We start from the raw sequence: 14,886 nt of genomic DNA, 5'->3' as shown, positions 1-14,886 counted from the left end.
AAAGACGAAATAACCTGTACCGACACTCCCGGCCGAGACGCTCACATCCCTCCACCGGGTTCCTTATCAACAACAGCGCTCCGTTTTTCGCCCGTCGAGCGCTACGTTTTCTAACCGATGTCTACAGGTTCACGACTACCCCTCAGCCCGAGAGTCAGCATGAGCGAGATGCCAGAACTCTTGGGTTTGCTTCTTGTCCTCATGATCGGAACAATAGAGTAGCACCTTGATCACGAGCTCCGTCCACGAGTATTTCCGAGTCATTGGACCAACATGAAAAGCCTGTCACTGCCGGTCGCAGTTCTTTTTCTGATTGCGTCGAACGCAGACGCTGATGATCACGACGTTCGTTTCAACAGAGACGTACGTCCGATCTTGACAGATAAGTGTTTTGCCTGTCACGGTCCGGACGCAAAGGAGGTTCAAGGGGGATTGCGGTTGGATTTGAGAGACCAGGCAATCGATGTTGGGGCAATCACTCCAGGGGAGACTTCCAAAAGTGAGTTGATTCACCGAGTTTTTTCTGACGAACCGCTGGAAGTGATGCCTCCTGTCGAGGCAAATAAACCTCTGAGCGAACGTGAGCGATCAGTCCTGCGTCAATGGATCACTGAAGGAGCTATCTACGAACCACATTGGGCGTATACACGACTTCGACGACCGGAGAACAGTCACGAACCTGGGGAGAGTCTGATTGATCGTTTCATCGATCGGCGACTTCACCAGACAGACTTCGAACCGACACGCCAGGCTGATCCGATCACCTTGCTCAGAAGGATTTCATTTGATCTCACTGGATTGCCGCCGACTCCCGACGAAGTCGATGCTTTTCTCGATGATCACAGCGAAACGGCTTATGCCCAACTCATCGACCGCTTGCTGGAATCGCCTCGCTTTGGTGAACGGATGGCAATTTATTGGTTGGACCTCGTCCGATACGCCGACACGGTTGGATACCACGGGGATCAGGACATTTCTCAATCGCCCTATCGCGACTATGTGATTGAGGCGTTCAATTCGAATATGAGCTATGATCGCTTTGTTCGTGAGCAACTTGCTGGCGACCTTTTGCCAAATCCCACGACTGATCAGTTGATCGCATCCGGTTACAATCGACTCAATCAGACGACCGAAGAGGGTGGATCTCAAAGCAAGGAATATCTCGCAATTTACTTTGCCGATCGCGTCCGCAACGTTTCTCAAGTCTTCATGTCGGCAACGTTGGGGTGTGCACAATGCCACGACCACAAGTTCGACCCTTTTACGGCACGCGATTTCTATTCGTTTGGCGCATTCTTTGCGGATCTGGACGAGGTCGGAGTTTATGGAGGACGAGGACACCGTCCTCCGGTTCTGCACTTGCCGACTCCCATGCAACGAGTCCGCATGGAAGAACTGACCAGCCAGATTGAGCAGTTCCAGTCTCAGATTCCAACACTGACGGATGAACTTCTTGAGGTTCAGGATGATTGGGAATTGTCAAAGATTTCAAATCTCAACCAGAAAGAGCAGTCCGAATTCGTATGGATCGATGATGAGCAGGAGGCCGGCAGAACAAACAGCGGAACCTGGAACTTTGTCGAGTCAGACGAAGCTCCGGTATTCAGCGGTGAAGCGTCGCGCCGGCAATCACGTACTGGTCTGGTTCAGCATTACTTTAGCAAAGCCGAAAAGTCTGTCACGATCGAACCGACGACCAAATTTTATGCGTGGGTCTTCCTCGATTCCGAAAATCCACCGACTGCGTTGATGGTGCAATTGAACGACGGAGATTGGGATCATCGAGCGGTTTGGGGAAGCGACGACATCCGATTCGGACGCAAGGAAGTCGATTGGGATGGCTATCGTCGGCAGGGCGCCTTACCGGAGGCGGGGAATTGGATACGACTTGAAATTGCCGCGAGAGACGTTGGGCTCGAAAAAGGTACGACAGTCAACGGGATGGCTTTTGTCCAGTTCGGTGGACTTGTTTACTGGGACAAGAGCGGCTGGATGACCGATGCAGGCATTCCGACTCACATTGCGAGCGCATTGCAGGTTCCGCAAGTGGACCGGACCGAGGATCAGGCGAACGAAGTCGAAGAATATTATCTTGGTAATGCAACAAGAATGGTTGCTCTCCGCAAGTTGATTCAAGATGCGAAAGATCAGCGAAGCCAAATCGAGGAGTCCAGCACAACAACGGTCGTGAGTAAATCTGTTGAGCCCCGCACGGTTCGTGTTCTCCCCAGAGGCAATTGGATGGATGATTCTGGGGACATTGTCTCACCAGCGATTCCAGAGTTTTTGGGTCAACTGCAGACAGGTGGACGGCGGGCGACTCGACTGGACCTTGCGAACTGGCTCTGCGAACCCGACAACGCGATGACTTCTCGAACGATGGTCAACCGTTTGTGGTATCTCATGTTCGGCCGGGGAATCTCTTCGTCTGTTGATGACTTTGGCGGACAAGGCACCTTTCCTTCGCATCCCGAACTCCTTGACTGGCTGGCCGTTGAGTTCGTTGATTCTGGTTGGGATATCAAGCACATCCTGAAAACGATTGCCCTGACTCAGGCCTATCAGCGTTCTTCAAAGCCAACGCCGCAGCTCCTTGAAAGTGACCCCAACAATGAACTGATTGCCAGGCAGGGCCGTTTTAGGCTTCCAGCTGAAATGGTCCGCGATACCGCATTGATGACCAGCGGTTTGCTTAATGAAAAAGTCGGGGGTCCGAGCGTGAAACCCTATCAACCCGAAGGTTACTACGCGCAACTGAATTTTCCTCGTCGTATCTACGAGCCAGATTCCGGTGACAATCAGTATCGCCGCGGCGTCTACACACACTGGCAACGGACGTTTCTTCATCCGATGATGAAAGCATTCGACGCACCCAGCCGAGAAGAATGTACCGCCCAACGTGCGAGATCGAATACGCCACTTCAAGCCTTGACCTTACTCAATGATCCATCTTTCGTCGAAGCTGCATGCGCCCTCGCAGTTCGCACAATGACGGAAGCTGGCCCTGAATCCAACAATCAGATGGAATGGATGTATCGTGTGGTCACATCCCGGCTGCCGGAACAATCCATCATCGAGATTCTTCAAGATGTCCACCAGAAGCACTTCGAGTATTTCCAGAGAAACCCTGATCATGTAAGAGAACTGTTGACGGCTCATGCCGCGAATAATGTGGCAGATCTTGATCAAGTGAAATTGGCTGCTTGGACGAGCGTTGCCCGTGTCATCCTTAATCTCAATGAGACCATTACAAGATACTAAGCCGACACTGACTCATAGCACGACTGTTTAGTAACGAAACACATCATGAATGGAACTTTTGATCAACCGGAAGTGACCGCTCGTCGCACGTTCTTGAAGCGAACGGGGTTGGGGTCGATCGCTTTGGCATCTTTGCTGAATCGGCAACAGCTGATTTTAGCGGATGAAGCGCATGAATCAGCGTCATCAGGCACGCTGATTCCCGCGCACTTTCCAGCAAGAATCAAAAGAGTCATCCATCTTTGCATGGCAGGTGGTCCAAGTCACCTCGAAACTTTCGACTACAAACCGGAGCTTGCCAAGCAAGATGGTGAAGAGATGCCTTCGTTGCTGACAGAAGGACAACCGATTGCACAACTGCAAGGAAAACAGCTCAAAGTGCTTGGACCTCAACATCCGTTTCGTCGATGCGGCGACAGCGGACTCGAAATTTCATCGGTCTTTCCTCATCTCGGCGAGTGTGCAGACAACATCTGTCTCATCAAATCGATGTACACGGAACAGATCAACCATGATCCTGCTCATACTTTTTTTAATACTGGCACTGCGATCAGCGGCCGACCGTCAATGGGTTCATGGGTCTTATATGGGTTGGGTGCTGAGACTCAGGACCTTCCAGGCTTTATTGTGCTCACAAGCGAGGGGGGGGGGCAGAGCCAACCGATCAGTTCGCGTCAATGGCACTCCGGATTTCTTCCAAGTCGTTTTCAAGGTGTCCAAATGCACTCGTCCGGAAATCCGGTGCATTATGTGTCGAATCCTGGCGGAATCGGCCGCGAACAACAGGCCGAGATCGTTAATGCAATCAATGACATCAATGGTCTCCGGAATCGTGAACTCGCTGATCCAGAGATCACAGCCAAGATTGCAGCGTATGAGATGGCATTTCGGATGCAGGCATCGGTACCGGAATTGACGGACATCTCAAACGAACCAAGACACATTATTGACATGTATGGATGTACTCCGGGTGACGGAAGCTTTGCAAGCAATTGTCTTTTAGCACGTCGTCTGGCAGAACGTGGCGTGCGTTTCATTCAGCTCTATCACCGTGGCTGGGATCACCATGGCGGCGTGAAGAGCGGCGTTGCGACGACCGCCAAACTGGTTGACCAAGGGACTGCGGCGCTTCTCAGTGATCTTCAGCAGCGAGGGCTTTTGGACGACACACTCCTTGTATGGGGTGGAGAATTCGGTCGTACACCGATGGCACAAGGAACCGGACGCGACCACCACATCAAAGGGTATTCGATGTGGATGGCAGGAGGAGGTGTCCGGTCCGGAATATCATACGGTGCGACTGACGATTTTGGATACAACGCGGTCGAGAACAGAGTGCATGTTCGAGACTTCCACGCGACCTTGTTGCACTTACTCGGTATTGATGCGGATCGGTTTTCTTATAAATTCCAAGGTCTCGACTTTCGCCTCACAGGTGTGGAGGAAGCCCACGTTCTTCATGACATTTTGATCTGAAGTTCTTTAGAGGCGCGAATGCTCTGTTGAAAACAAAAAATGGCTGCTGGTCTTTAGCAAATGCATTAGGGCGAAGGCGAGGACTTTGACGGCGGCTCGACGAACATGGCGTTCTCGCTTCTGGCAGAGACGCGGAGCCTGTCGTTCATTTCAATCCACTCATGAACGATTCCACCTGAGATGCTTGAAAGATTTGTACCAGGTCATATAAAGGTGTGATTGGGTAAGTTCCGCTGTGCTACGTCCGTTCATCCAACGGCCTCACTCCAGCAGCACAGCGGGCCGCGAAGTCTGCTGGGGCTCTTTGGCCCATCATGGGTCGTTGACCGTTATAACGCATGGACCAAAAATTCAATGGCAGATTACTCCCTCCTGCGTTAGTGTTGATTAAAAAGTGCCATCGCTAACTGATGCTCAATCCGCCGTCGACAGAGATAACCTGTCCAGAGATCCATGCTGCTGATGGATCTGACAGCTTCACAATCCAATTCGCGACTTCATTCGGAGTTCCGCGTCTACCTAATGGAATTTGCTTCTCTTCATCATTCTTAATCAGCATAATCTTGGAAAGAGATAGCCCAGATTGTGCCAAAACATCTGTCTCCGTGGGGCCTGGCGCTATTGCATTGACTCGGACGCCACTCGGTGCCAGTTCCAGTGCCCAGCAACGCGTCAGATGTTCGATCGCTGCTTTCGATGCAGCATAGTGTGCAATCATCGGGGCTGCTTTGTGTCCGAACGTGCTGGATACATTGACAATGGAACCTCGAGTCGCTTTGAGAAGCGGTAATGCTGCCTTGCACAGTAAGCTAGGCCCGATAACGTTCGTGGCGAAGATCGAGGTTGTCGTTTGGAAATCGATGTGATCTAGCTGACATTGAATAAAAATTGCTGCATTGTTAACCAAGACGTCGATGCAAGCCCAACGTCTTTCGATGGTTTGAATCAATCGGTCAAGGTCAGCTTCACAGAGAATGTCGACTGGAACGGGCACGATTCTTTCGGATGATTGCGCGGTGACTTCCAGTGGAGCGGACCGACGCCCCACAACAACTACCCAGGCTCCTGCTTGCGCGAATAGTTCTGCTGTGGCTCGACCGATACCTGTCCCTCCTCCGGAAACAACCACAACTCGATCTCGCATTTCCTGGTCTTGCACCATCTGCTCACTCCCAGAAGTCACATCGTTTCGCGTCTGATCTCAAATTGGACATGTGTCGTTCACATCTGAAACAGCGCTTGAATCGGTGGCAGCTTTGCAGCACCGGCGCTTGCAAGTTCGTGGTCGTCGCTAATCGAACCAGCGATCAGTAGTGCCAAAACACGGGTACCCACCGAAAGACGTCGCCATCAACAGCTACGCGCCCAATCGATGGGAACGGTAGATGTGTGGCCACCAGTAGTTCGCCGTTGGCCGCAAGCTCCTGCATAAGCTGGATACGAACACGGGCCGCCTCCTCTGGGTCATGCTCAAATCCGTTTTGCCAGTCTGGATGTTCGAATCCGACCGGAAACACAGCGTCGCCGGCAAACATGAGTCGGTCGTTGCCGGATGCAATGCGTACCACGCTGTGTCCCGGTGTGTGGCCGCCGGTGCGAGACACGATCACGCCCGGCGCCACTTCTTGTTTGTCATCAAATTGTTGAAAGTGGCTCTCGTATTCATTTTGGAATCGCTTGGCCGCTGACCTTAGCGCGTCAGGGAACCCTGGCGGCATGTTGGCGCGGGAGAAATCGGGCGACTCCCAGAAATTGACCTCGGCGGCCGCCACATGGATCCGCAGGTCTGGCGGCAGACGTTCCTTCACTCCGTCGACCAGCAAGCCGCCAATATGGTCCATGTGCATGTGGGTAAGTACCACGTCGGCGATAGATGCCAAGTCGATTCCGGCGGACTTCAGTCGCATGATTAGCTGCCCTGCACGGGGCAAATGCAAATCGGGATCCAATCCCAGCCCCGCGTCGATGAGTATCGTCTTTCCATCGCTCCGCACCACGACCACGTTCAACGGCCAATCGAATGCCTCAGGCGGTAGAAACATTTCGTCGAACCATGCTGCTCGGGTCGCTGGGTCGGCATTGTGTGCCAACATTGCAGTTGGTAGTGGCAGCACTCCATCGCTGACCACCAACACTTCAATCTCGCCTATCCGAAGCGCGTAACGCGACGGAACCAACTCGCCGGTCGCCGCTGTGCCTGTGTCAAAAATATCAAATAAACTCACTTTTGCTCTCCACTTTTCAAACAAACCATCCACGGTCAAACTCACCAGCCTGGCCGAGACTTCATTCAGCGAGAAACTCAAGCTGGCGCGCGCCGTCGAACTATTCACATTTTCGTAATCAAGATCCAAGCCAAGACGACCACTGCGTGGTCGCGATAGTTCTCAACTCGGAGTACCGGGGACTCGCGAAGTTAAGTCCTTGCGAGCGCCAAAATTTGTGGTTGCCCCTGTTAAACTATTGCGCGGTTGAGCCAGTCTTTGAAACGGGTTGAGCCGAGACGCGGTGACTTGCCGGGGGTGAGACTTTGATCGTTCACTTCGGTTCCGAAGTAGCTGGCCTGCGAGTCGGTCATGACTTGGCGGCCGTCCTGGTAGGCAAGCAAATAGCTGCGTACGAGATCATCCATACGAATCGGTTCAGGGCCCGCGAGATCGATGGTTCCCATGAGCGGTTCTTCGATGGCGACATCGGCAAGTGCCGCGGCGACGTCATCGGAAACAATGGGCTGCATCATGGCGGGCGGTAGACGGACCGAATTGCCTTCAGTGCCCGAGTCCGCGATCGCACCGACGAACTCGAAGAACTGAGTGGCGCGAACGATCGTGTAGGGAATCTGCGATGCCATAATCAATTTCTCCTGCACTAACTTCGCGCGGAAGTAGCCGCTCGACTGCAATCGCTCAGTACCAACAACCGATAGTGCAACGTGATGAAGCACTCCGGCGGAAGTTTCAGCGGCAAGCAAGTTCCGTCCTGACGTTTCAAAGAAGTGCATGACGGCGTTGTCTTCAAACGATGGCGAGTTTGCCACGTCAACGACAACTTGGACGCCTTGCATCGCTTCACTGAGTCCTTCGCCGGTCAGTGTGTTCACACCCGACGAGGGTGAAGCTGCGATGACAACATGGCCGCGATCGCGAAGGATGGCGACGAGTTTCGAGCCGATCAAACCACTTCCACCGATAATGAGAATCTTCATTGCTTTGCCTTCTTGTTTGTTGCCAGTACTTCGGCGTGTTGAAAGTTCAGAGTGAATAGTGGGACGTTCAGTGAGCAGCGCGAGGCGGCTGATAGTCACCTGGGACCGTCCTCAAGGCGATGTTGACGCGATTCCAGGCATTGATCGCGGCGACGATCCAAGCAAGGTCGGAAAGTTCTTGTGGGCTGAACTGTTCGCGACCCCGTGCATGGAGGTCTTCAAAGGCACATCGGTCAGTGACCCGTGTCAGTTCTTCCGCCAGCCGAAGACCGACTTGTTCACGCTCGCTGTAGTACGGACTCTCTCGCCAGGCCGGTAAGCTGTAGAGTCGGTGTTCCGTTTCGCCATCCGATCGCGCATCTTTCCAGTGCATGTCGATACAGTAAGCACAGCCATTGATTTGCGATACGCGAAGTTTAATCAGCTCGCGTAATGGCTTTTCAATGCTGCATTGTGTGAGATACTTTTCCAAGCCAAGCATCGCGCGATAGGCTTTGTCTGTGGTCGTAACCATTTTGGGTCTCCAATCGTTAGGATTGAGGTAGCTTGGTGCGGCGAACTGAACCAAAACAGCTCGCAGTCTTCTACACCAAGGACGTGGGAGCGATCCCATTTGTGACAATGGCCGGAAATTCTTTCTGATTTCGAGGCTCAACAAAAAATTCTGCCTCTGCTGTCACAAACTCACCGCCGTGAACGTCCTTGTTCACGTGACGTTCGGCACTCCGCCGCTCATCGCTTTCGAGACCGCAAGAGAGAAAACAATGAACCGTTTACCAGTAATTGTCTCAGTCGCATTTGCGGTGGGAATCAGCTTTGCGATTGCCGGGCATCCGCACGAAGATGGTGAGAGGGTACGTGTCCTTTCAGTGCAGGACATCCAAGAGAAGCTTGACGGCAATCAGGCAAAGGCGACAATGGTGGAAGTGACCATTGGGCCCGGCGAGAACGGTCTGGCTCACCGTCACCCGGGTCCGGGATTCGTCTATGTACTTGAAGGCGAATACGAACTGGGGATCGATGATGAGCCACCCAAGCTGTTCCAAGCGGGCGAGACGTTTTATGAACCAACCGGATGTTTACACCGTGTATCGAAAAATCCGTCAGCAACGGAACCGACGCGTTTGATAGCTTTGGTGCTGCATCCACACAACATTGATGAGATCGTGACCCCGGTAGAAAAGCATGAGTAGGTACGTCAGGTAATTTCGAAACAGTGAAGCGGTTAGGGAGATATCGATGGCTATATCGCTCGTAAGTGAAGCAGGTGGCACGCTTGATTTCGCCCGAGAGTTTCGTCCGCGAATGATGTCCGTCGCCTATCGTATGCTGGGTAGCATCGTCGACGCCGAGGACGCGGTCCAAGATGCGTTTCTGCGGTTGCACACCGCCCACGACGTCAGCTCTCCAGAAGGTTTCTTAATCCGAACGACTACGAGACGATGTATCGACAAGTTGCGTGCCAACCGCCTTCGTGAGTCGTACATCGGACCATGGGTTCCCGAGCCTATTGATACCTCTGCTTGTGTACACGACGAAAACTTGCAAGAGTCTCTAAGCTTGGGATTTCTCATCATGCTCGAAAGGCTATCACCAATGGAGCGGGCGGCTTTCGTGCTGAGGACAATCTTCGATTATAAGTACAACGAGATTGGAGAGATTCTTGAGAAATCGGAAACTTACGTCCGGAAGATCGTCAGCCGCGCGAAAGAACATTTGACTGAAGGTGCGCCACGGTTTCGACCTCCGCGAGAGCAAGCTACCGAGTTGGCTGAAAGATTCGTTGCTGCCTGTCGGCTCGGCGATGCTAAGCTCTTCGAACAATTGTTGACGGAAGATGTGGAAGTGTATTCTGATGGCGGCGGCAAGGTGACGGCGGCGCGTGTTGTAATTCGCGGACGCAACCGAATTGCTCGTTTCCTGGCCAAGGTCTTCCACACCAAACGACGCGACTATGATATGCACCCCGCGGTCGTCAACGGAGATCCCGGTGTGATCTTTACATTGGAAGACAAAGTTGTGCACGTTGCGTCGGTGCGAGTCGATGATGGTGTGAGGGGCGTTTACATGTGCTTGAACCCAGAGAAGCTTACCCAGTGGTCGAATGCGAGGTGTGATTAGCGATCTCCCTCTCCGTGCCATCCCGAGTTCGTAACGACTCGCGTTCGAAGGAATGGCAGAAGCGTTGTTCTTTCAATGACTTACGACAGACCGCGGATGCCTGCTCCCCTTCAGAACGAGTCGGCCACTTCGAACACTTTCCCGATGGTTTAACAACAGACGCGACATTCACTCCGATGAGAAGCTGCGCAAACTCTGCAGCCAAGAGTGAAAAGAAGGAAGGAACGACTCAAGTAATGCACTGTTGTGGCAACCATTAAGCATCCCAGCGGTGTATCAATAATTTGAAACAACTGCCCAATACGACCGCTACGCGTGGAGCTTATCACGATGAGACGACTCGTCCAACCGCTGCTCTTTCTGCTCGCACGCTGCACCCACAACGAACTGATTCGCCAGATTGATTGGCTGGTGTGGTGAATGCGGACAACGGAAGTCCATGTCCGTCCACCAGCAACAGCAGCTTGGTCCCTTTGGCTCGTTTGGTCTTGCCAACGTCGAGTCCCTGCTTTTTGCTGGCGAAAACGTGCCTTCCCCCATCGCTTCAGACCAGTTGATTCGACCTCTCTTGTCCAAGTGGTTGAGCAGCCGTTGCCAGGCAATTTTCCAGACTCCGGACTCCGTCCAGTCACGATGCCGACGCCAGCGTGTTGCAGGACTGGGATACTGCTCTGGCCCCGTCCAAAGAGACAGGGCTTTCCAACGACATCCATTTGTCAACACAAAGATGACGCCCTCCAGGCATGCCCGAGCTGTCACAGGCGGACGCCTACCTTTGGGCGAGCGCGGCGGATCGGGAACAGATTCTTGATCAGTTCCCATTTTGAGTCAGAAATGAATGGTGGCGGGGCCGTCCTGGATCCTGTTTTATTGGACTGACATTTTGTCGGCCAACCAAACAGGGTAATGACCATTACTGATGTCTCCTTTCGGACGGAGAGATCAGCAGCTACCTCGCCAATCAGACACTAAATTCACGTTTCGAAACTGCCCGTAGGAAATTACAGAGCCCGACCCCAAGCGAATGTGCGCAAGCACATTTCGGGCGGTGACAATCTCAGAAAGAGGCGTCCTACTCTTCTTTGACGTAGCGATAAACGGGCGATTTCTTGCCGTCGATCGTCGTGACTTGCAGAGTGACGAAACGGACTGGAATCTTGACTTCTATGAAATATTGATTCTTTGTTGCTTTACCATAGTGATCCGTCGGAATGGGCAGCGTCTGATTCGGTTTTTCAACGTTGATCCCATAGCGAACTTCTTTGACCGCTTTGTAGCTGTGTTGCAACAATCCAGTGAACCATATTTCGTAATCATCATACCAATTTCTGATGCTTACCCAATCCTCTTCGGGATCGCCCATCTCCAGGAAAAAATAGGCCAGTTCGATCGCCGCCGTTTTTGGATCAAAGTCGACTGTGAATGGACCGCGGGGAATTTGATTTCGGTCCAGATACTTTACTTCGAGTGCGAAGTCCTCTTTGTCTGCGACAAATTCAATCTCCACGGCTCGAACCAAATTCAAATCGGCGAAAGAGGGAAACTGGTCATTGAGACCCTGAGCGCGAGCACGAATCTGTGCAGGATTTGGACGATCAGGGATCTTGATCGCTGTGAAATCGTCATCTGAGTGAATGCGAAATTCTGGCTCAAGGACACCTTCTGCGAACTGGAGATAGAGTTCCCATCGTTCCTCTGCATAGCTCGATTTGCTCAGAATTGAGACAGGGTTATTGACGACGTGCTGGGTAATATGCGTCATCCCGTTGAGCTGTAACTGAGCATCCTGCAACGTTTCTGCAACCAACGACTGATCAAGATAGTATTTGAGAACCTTCCCTTGCTTGTGTGCTTCGAGGTAGTTTTCGAACGTCGTTTTGGCAGTCAGTTGATCGAGCAAACTCAACGATCCAAAGTGTGTGCCAACTCTCGAATTGCCTAGAGGGAGGTATGCAGGACCAAAATCAGGTACTTCTTCGACAAGCTTTTCCAACAGGTCACGTTGCAATTCACGCGGTTGCAGCGAGATTTCTACCAGTCGCCGGGCTGGAATCGTTCGATCACCCGGAATCTCCCCAAACGTCTCTCGCGCTCCTGCCGTTCCTTCCTGCAAACGAAGAAGTCTTGCAAACGAGGCATACGGATCAACTACGTTGAGGTTGCAGGCAAAGAAACTTAGATAAGCCCGTCGAGCTTCCAATTGATTTCCGCTTCTCGCGAGAATGATGGCATTCGCGTACCATTCTGCAGGAGATTGCGGATCGTCATTGACCTGCTTGGAGAAATCACCGAATCGCTTCTGCATCTGATCGAGTGTCAGAGCGATCTTTTCCGTGCTTTCCGCGACCGACTTGCTGGACTCTGCGATGACTGCAAGAGATTTGTCAGGTCTGATGACGTTTTCCTGAGTGGTTTTGTCAACGTCGTTGGTTGTCATCTCTTTGGTAACATTGCTCGGCATGTCGCCGGTCTTGTCAGCAATGTTCGTGTTCGCTCCGTTACGGACCAGTTCCGGAGTGATCGGCTCTGCGTCTTCAGAGGCCGTCTCTGCTGCGACGGCATTTTGACTGTCTGATGGCGAATTTGTGACGGACTGGCGATCGCCATCGTCGGCGATGAGTGGTTCGGTTCGGACGTCTTGTTTATTCGTCGTCGTATCTTCTTCACGCGGAGTTGTCTCGGTGGTTCGAAGATCAGCCTGTTCCTCTTCTGGTAGCACTTCATCGACTGATGTCGTTGATGGTGACGGCTGCGGAAACTGTTTCTGAGATGGCTCTGGAGTATTCGGATTTTCGACAATCGATTGTGACTCCTGTTCGCTGTCCGAATCTGCCTGTTGATCAGGTGGGTTGATTAGAGGCGCGAGCAGGAACAGACCTATCAGCGAGACTGTAGTGACAGCGATCGAAATGACAATCGGTCGAGAATTCGATCGTGATTTAATTGGCGTCGGTATTCTTCGCTTGGGCGTGGACTCAGTAGCACCTGCCAGATTGTGAAGAGCCTCGGGATCGCAAAACGGCTCTAAAGCTTCCGCGACCTGCTTGGCGTGGCGAAAGCGATCTTCCCGGTTCTTTGCCATCATCTTTTCGATGACCGCACTGATTTCCTTAGGAAGATCCGATTCCAATCGCATCGGCTCGGGAGCATGCTCCATGTGCCCTATCAACTTGGCTGGGAACGACATATAGCTCTCGCCCGAAAATGGAGCCTTCCCGCCCAGCAGGTGATACAGCGTACAACCTAGGCTATAGATGTCTGCCCGAGAGTCGATCGGTCCTTGACTGACGATCTGTTCTGGAGCTACGTAATCTGGCGTGCCAACGAACGAATCGGTCATTGTCAGTTTGCTGGAGTCACCCTCTGCGCTCGCTGGATCTTTTCGAAGAGAAGCAATACCCAGATCAAGGATTTTGACCGTTCCGTTCTCCGTCAGAAACAGGTTCGATGGCTTGATGTCACGGTGGACGATGTTGTGTTTGGAAATTTCCTGTAAGCCCAAAGCAACCTGACGAATGACTTCGCAAGCGACACCGACTGGTAGACGTCCCTTGCGAGAGAGAACCTTGTCAAGGTCCACGCCACTAACAAGTTGCATTGCGATGTAGCAGATGCCGTCGACTTGCCCGGCATCGGTCGCAAGAACAATGTTGGGATGCTCAAGCTGTCCAATCGCTTCCATTTCGCGATGAAAGCGGGCGTATGCGTCTGCCGAAGTGGCAAGCTCTTTAGGGAGAATCTTGACGGCGACTCGTCTCTTCAGGCGATTGTGCTCGGCTTCGAAGACCACGCCCATCGCCCCACGACCCAGTTCGCGGATCAACTGATAGGGACCGATCGACTGAAGTCCATTGCGGACGACTGCCCCATCTTGTTCGGGATTGGTGTTCACAGATCCGAAAGGGGCATTTTGCGTGCCTGGATGATCGCTCATTTCGAATCCGCATTCTGAAAAGACGTTGAGTCTGGGAGGGGATCTGGAAAAGTGGCATCAATGTATGACACGATCGTAACAATCGAGTAGAAGCGATTCTAGATCTGCCTGAATTCTCGGCAGGGCCGTTCCGACATCAAAAGTGGATAAGATGGGTGAGTCGTCAGTGTAGCGTCACGAAGTTGTCGCTACTTTTGAAGTCTTTCGGTGTTTCAATCTGATTCGTCTTACGAGGAGGTTGATCAGATGAGAGTTGCACTGCGGATTGAATTGACTGAGGCAGAACGAGTGTCCTCGACGAAGTGGTCTCGTGTTCGTTCAACTCCGGCGCGATTCGGTCTGCAAGCAAAGATTGTTTTGTTGGCTGCTGAGGACTCGGTGGTTGTTGCTGTCGAAGGAAGTGTCGAGCCAATCGACATCGACAGCACTCAGGAACCCGTCAGCGTCCCAAGTCAGTATCCTGCCGGATTCGTCGGTGGTGAGGTTGCCTGGAGTCATGATACGTCCGCGGCAACTGCGTCGTCATCTCTTCTTCGATCGTATCGAGCAGTCCGCGTGAGTTGTTCGTCTTCACAATCTCCCTGCTGTCAGGTTCAAACGGTGTTCGACGTGTTCAATGTTGGACAGCAGCACAAAACAGCTTCGCCGCCCAGAAAGGATTTTGGGCCACCCGCGACGGAACATTCTCAGCATGCCCACGTGAGCGAGGGCACATGGCACTCTGCCAATTGGAACAAAATTGGTGTGATCAGTCCCGTAACCTAGCAGCCCGTTGAACATTGCGGACTTCTGAGTAGCAGTCTGAGTTTTGGTTGGTTGCCATTGAGTGAGGTCGTGCTTGTTTTGAAGTGCCGGAAGTTGCTTTCGATGGCTCGGGAGAGACTTTGAA

At 52.4% G+C, this 14,886-nt stretch carries 11 protein-coding genes; 5 read left to right on the top strand and 6 right to left on the bottom strand.

Going from position 1 to position 14,886, the window contains the following annotated elements; all coding sequences use genetic code 11:
• The first annotated feature begins 273 nt into the window (after window positions 1-273).
• Complete coding sequence (locus KOR42_RS24380) at window positions 274-3,261, top strand: PSD1 and planctomycete cytochrome C domain-containing protein (protein WP_146512442.1); 2,988 nt, start codon at window positions 274-276, stop codon at window positions 3,259-3,261.
• 45 nt (window positions 3,262-3,306) lie between these two features.
• Window positions 3,307-4,737, top strand: a complete 1,431-nt coding sequence (locus KOR42_RS24375; RefSeq protein WP_146512441.1) for a DUF1501 domain-containing protein — start codon at window positions 3,307-3,309, stop codon at window positions 4,735-4,737.
• A gap of 403 nt (window positions 4,738-5,140) precedes the next feature.
• On the opposite strand, the gene KOR42_RS24370 is transcribed toward KOR42_RS24375, so the two are convergent.
• From KOR42_RS24370 to KOR42_RS24355, 4 genes are all read right to left on the bottom strand, one after another.
• Window positions 5,141-5,899 carry an SDR family NAD(P)-dependent oxidoreductase gene (locus tag KOR42_RS24370; protein ID WP_197441545.1) on the bottom strand — a complete coding sequence of 253 codons (759 nt, stop codon included), beginning with the start codon at window positions 5,897-5,899 and terminating at the stop codon, window positions 5,141-5,143.
• A 145-nt stretch (window positions 5,900-6,044) separates the two neighbouring features.
• Window positions 6,045-6,962 carry an MBL fold metallo-hydrolase gene (locus KOR42_RS24365; protein ID WP_146512443.1) on the bottom strand — a complete coding sequence of 306 codons (918 nt, stop codon included), beginning with the start codon at window positions 6,960-6,962 and terminating at the stop codon, window positions 6,045-6,047.
• 230 nt (window positions 6,963-7,192) lie between these two features.
• Window positions 7,193-7,942 (bottom strand): SDR family oxidoreductase, encoded by a 750-nt coding sequence (locus KOR42_RS24360; protein ID WP_146512440.1) that lies wholly within the window; start codon window positions 7,940-7,942, stop codon window positions 7,193-7,195.
• 67 nt (window positions 7,943-8,009) lie between these two features.
• Window positions 8,010-8,456, bottom strand: a complete 447-nt coding sequence (locus KOR42_RS24355) for a carboxymuconolactone decarboxylase family protein (RefSeq protein ID WP_146512439.1) — start codon at window positions 8,454-8,456, stop codon at window positions 8,010-8,012.
• 178 nt (window positions 8,457-8,634) lie between these two features.
• On the opposite strand from KOR42_RS24355, the gene KOR42_RS24350 reads away from it, so the two are divergent.
• Together KOR42_RS24350 and sigJ are read left to right on the top strand one after the other, a co-directional pair.
• Complete coding sequence (locus KOR42_RS24350; RefSeq protein WP_231741113.1) at window positions 8,635-9,135, top strand: cupin domain-containing protein; 501 nt, start codon at window positions 8,635-8,637, stop codon at window positions 9,133-9,135.
• A gap of 46 nt (window positions 9,136-9,181) precedes the next feature.
• Entirely contained in the window at window positions 9,182-10,063 is an 882-nt protein-coding gene (gene sigJ / locus KOR42_RS24345) for an RNA polymerase sigma factor SigJ (protein WP_146512437.1), read from the top strand.
• A 309-nt stretch (window positions 10,064-10,372) separates the two neighbouring features.
• Here the strand turns inward: sigJ and KOR42_RS24340 are convergent, their stop codons facing one another.
• On the bottom strand, window positions 10,373-10,885 hold the full coding sequence (locus KOR42_RS24340; RefSeq protein WP_146512436.1) for a transposase: 513 nt from the start codon (window positions 10,883-10,885) through the stop codon (window positions 10,373-10,375).
• A gap of 250 nt (window positions 10,886-11,135) precedes the next feature.
• Window positions 11,136-13,997 (bottom strand): serine/threonine protein kinase, encoded by a 2,862-nt coding sequence (locus tag KOR42_RS24335; RefSeq protein WP_146512435.1) that lies wholly within the window; start codon window positions 13,995-13,997, stop codon window positions 11,136-11,138.
• A 246-nt stretch (window positions 13,998-14,243) separates the two neighbouring features.
• Between KOR42_RS24335 and KOR42_RS24330 the strand changes: the two genes are divergently transcribed.
• Complete coding sequence (locus tag KOR42_RS24330; protein ID WP_146512434.1) at window positions 14,244-14,762, top strand: hypothetical protein; 519 nt, start codon at window positions 14,244-14,246, stop codon at window positions 14,760-14,762.
• Window positions 14,763-14,886: the final 124 nt, after the last annotated feature.

It is taken from the genome of Thalassoglobus neptunius (assembly GCF_007859735.1).
GTDB lineage: Bacteria > Planctomycetota > Planctomycetia > Planctomycetales > Planctomycetaceae > Thalassoglobus > Thalassoglobus neptunius.
This window is presented reverse-complemented; position numbering and strand designations above follow the sequence as displayed.

Coding starts and splice junctions, on each gene's coding strand:
- KOR42_RS24380 (WP_146512442.1), top strand. CDS start 274: ATGAAAAGCCTGTCACTGCCGGTCGCAGTTCTTTTTCTGATTGCGTCG.
- KOR42_RS24375 (WP_146512441.1), top strand. CDS start 3,307: ATGAATGGAACTTTTGATCAACCGGAAGTGACCGCTCGTCGCACGTTC.
- KOR42_RS24370 (WP_197441545.1), bottom strand. CDS start 5,899: ATGGTGCAAGACCAGGAAATGCGAGATCGAGTTGTGGTTGTTTCCGGA.
- KOR42_RS24360 (WP_146512440.1), bottom strand. CDS start 7,942: ATGAAGATTCTCATTATCGGTGGAAGTGGTTTGATCGGCTCGAAACTC.
- KOR42_RS24355 (WP_146512439.1), bottom strand. CDS start 8,456: ATGGTTACGACCACAGACAAAGCCTATCGCGCGATGCTTGGCTTGGAA.
- sigJ (WP_146512437.1), top strand. CDS start 9,182: ATGGCTATATCGCTCGTAAGTGAAGCAGGTGGCACGCTTGATTTCGCC.
- KOR42_RS24340 (WP_146512436.1), bottom strand. CDS start 10,885: ATGGGAACTGATCAAGAATCTGTTCCCGATCCGCCGCGCTCGCCCAAA.
- KOR42_RS24335 (WP_146512435.1), bottom strand. CDS start 13,997: ATGAGCGATCATCCAGGCACGCAAAATGCCCCTTTCGGATCTGTGAAC.
- KOR42_RS24330 (WP_146512434.1), top strand. CDS start 14,244: ATGAGAGTTGCACTGCGGATTGAATTGACTGAGGCAGAACGAGTGTCC.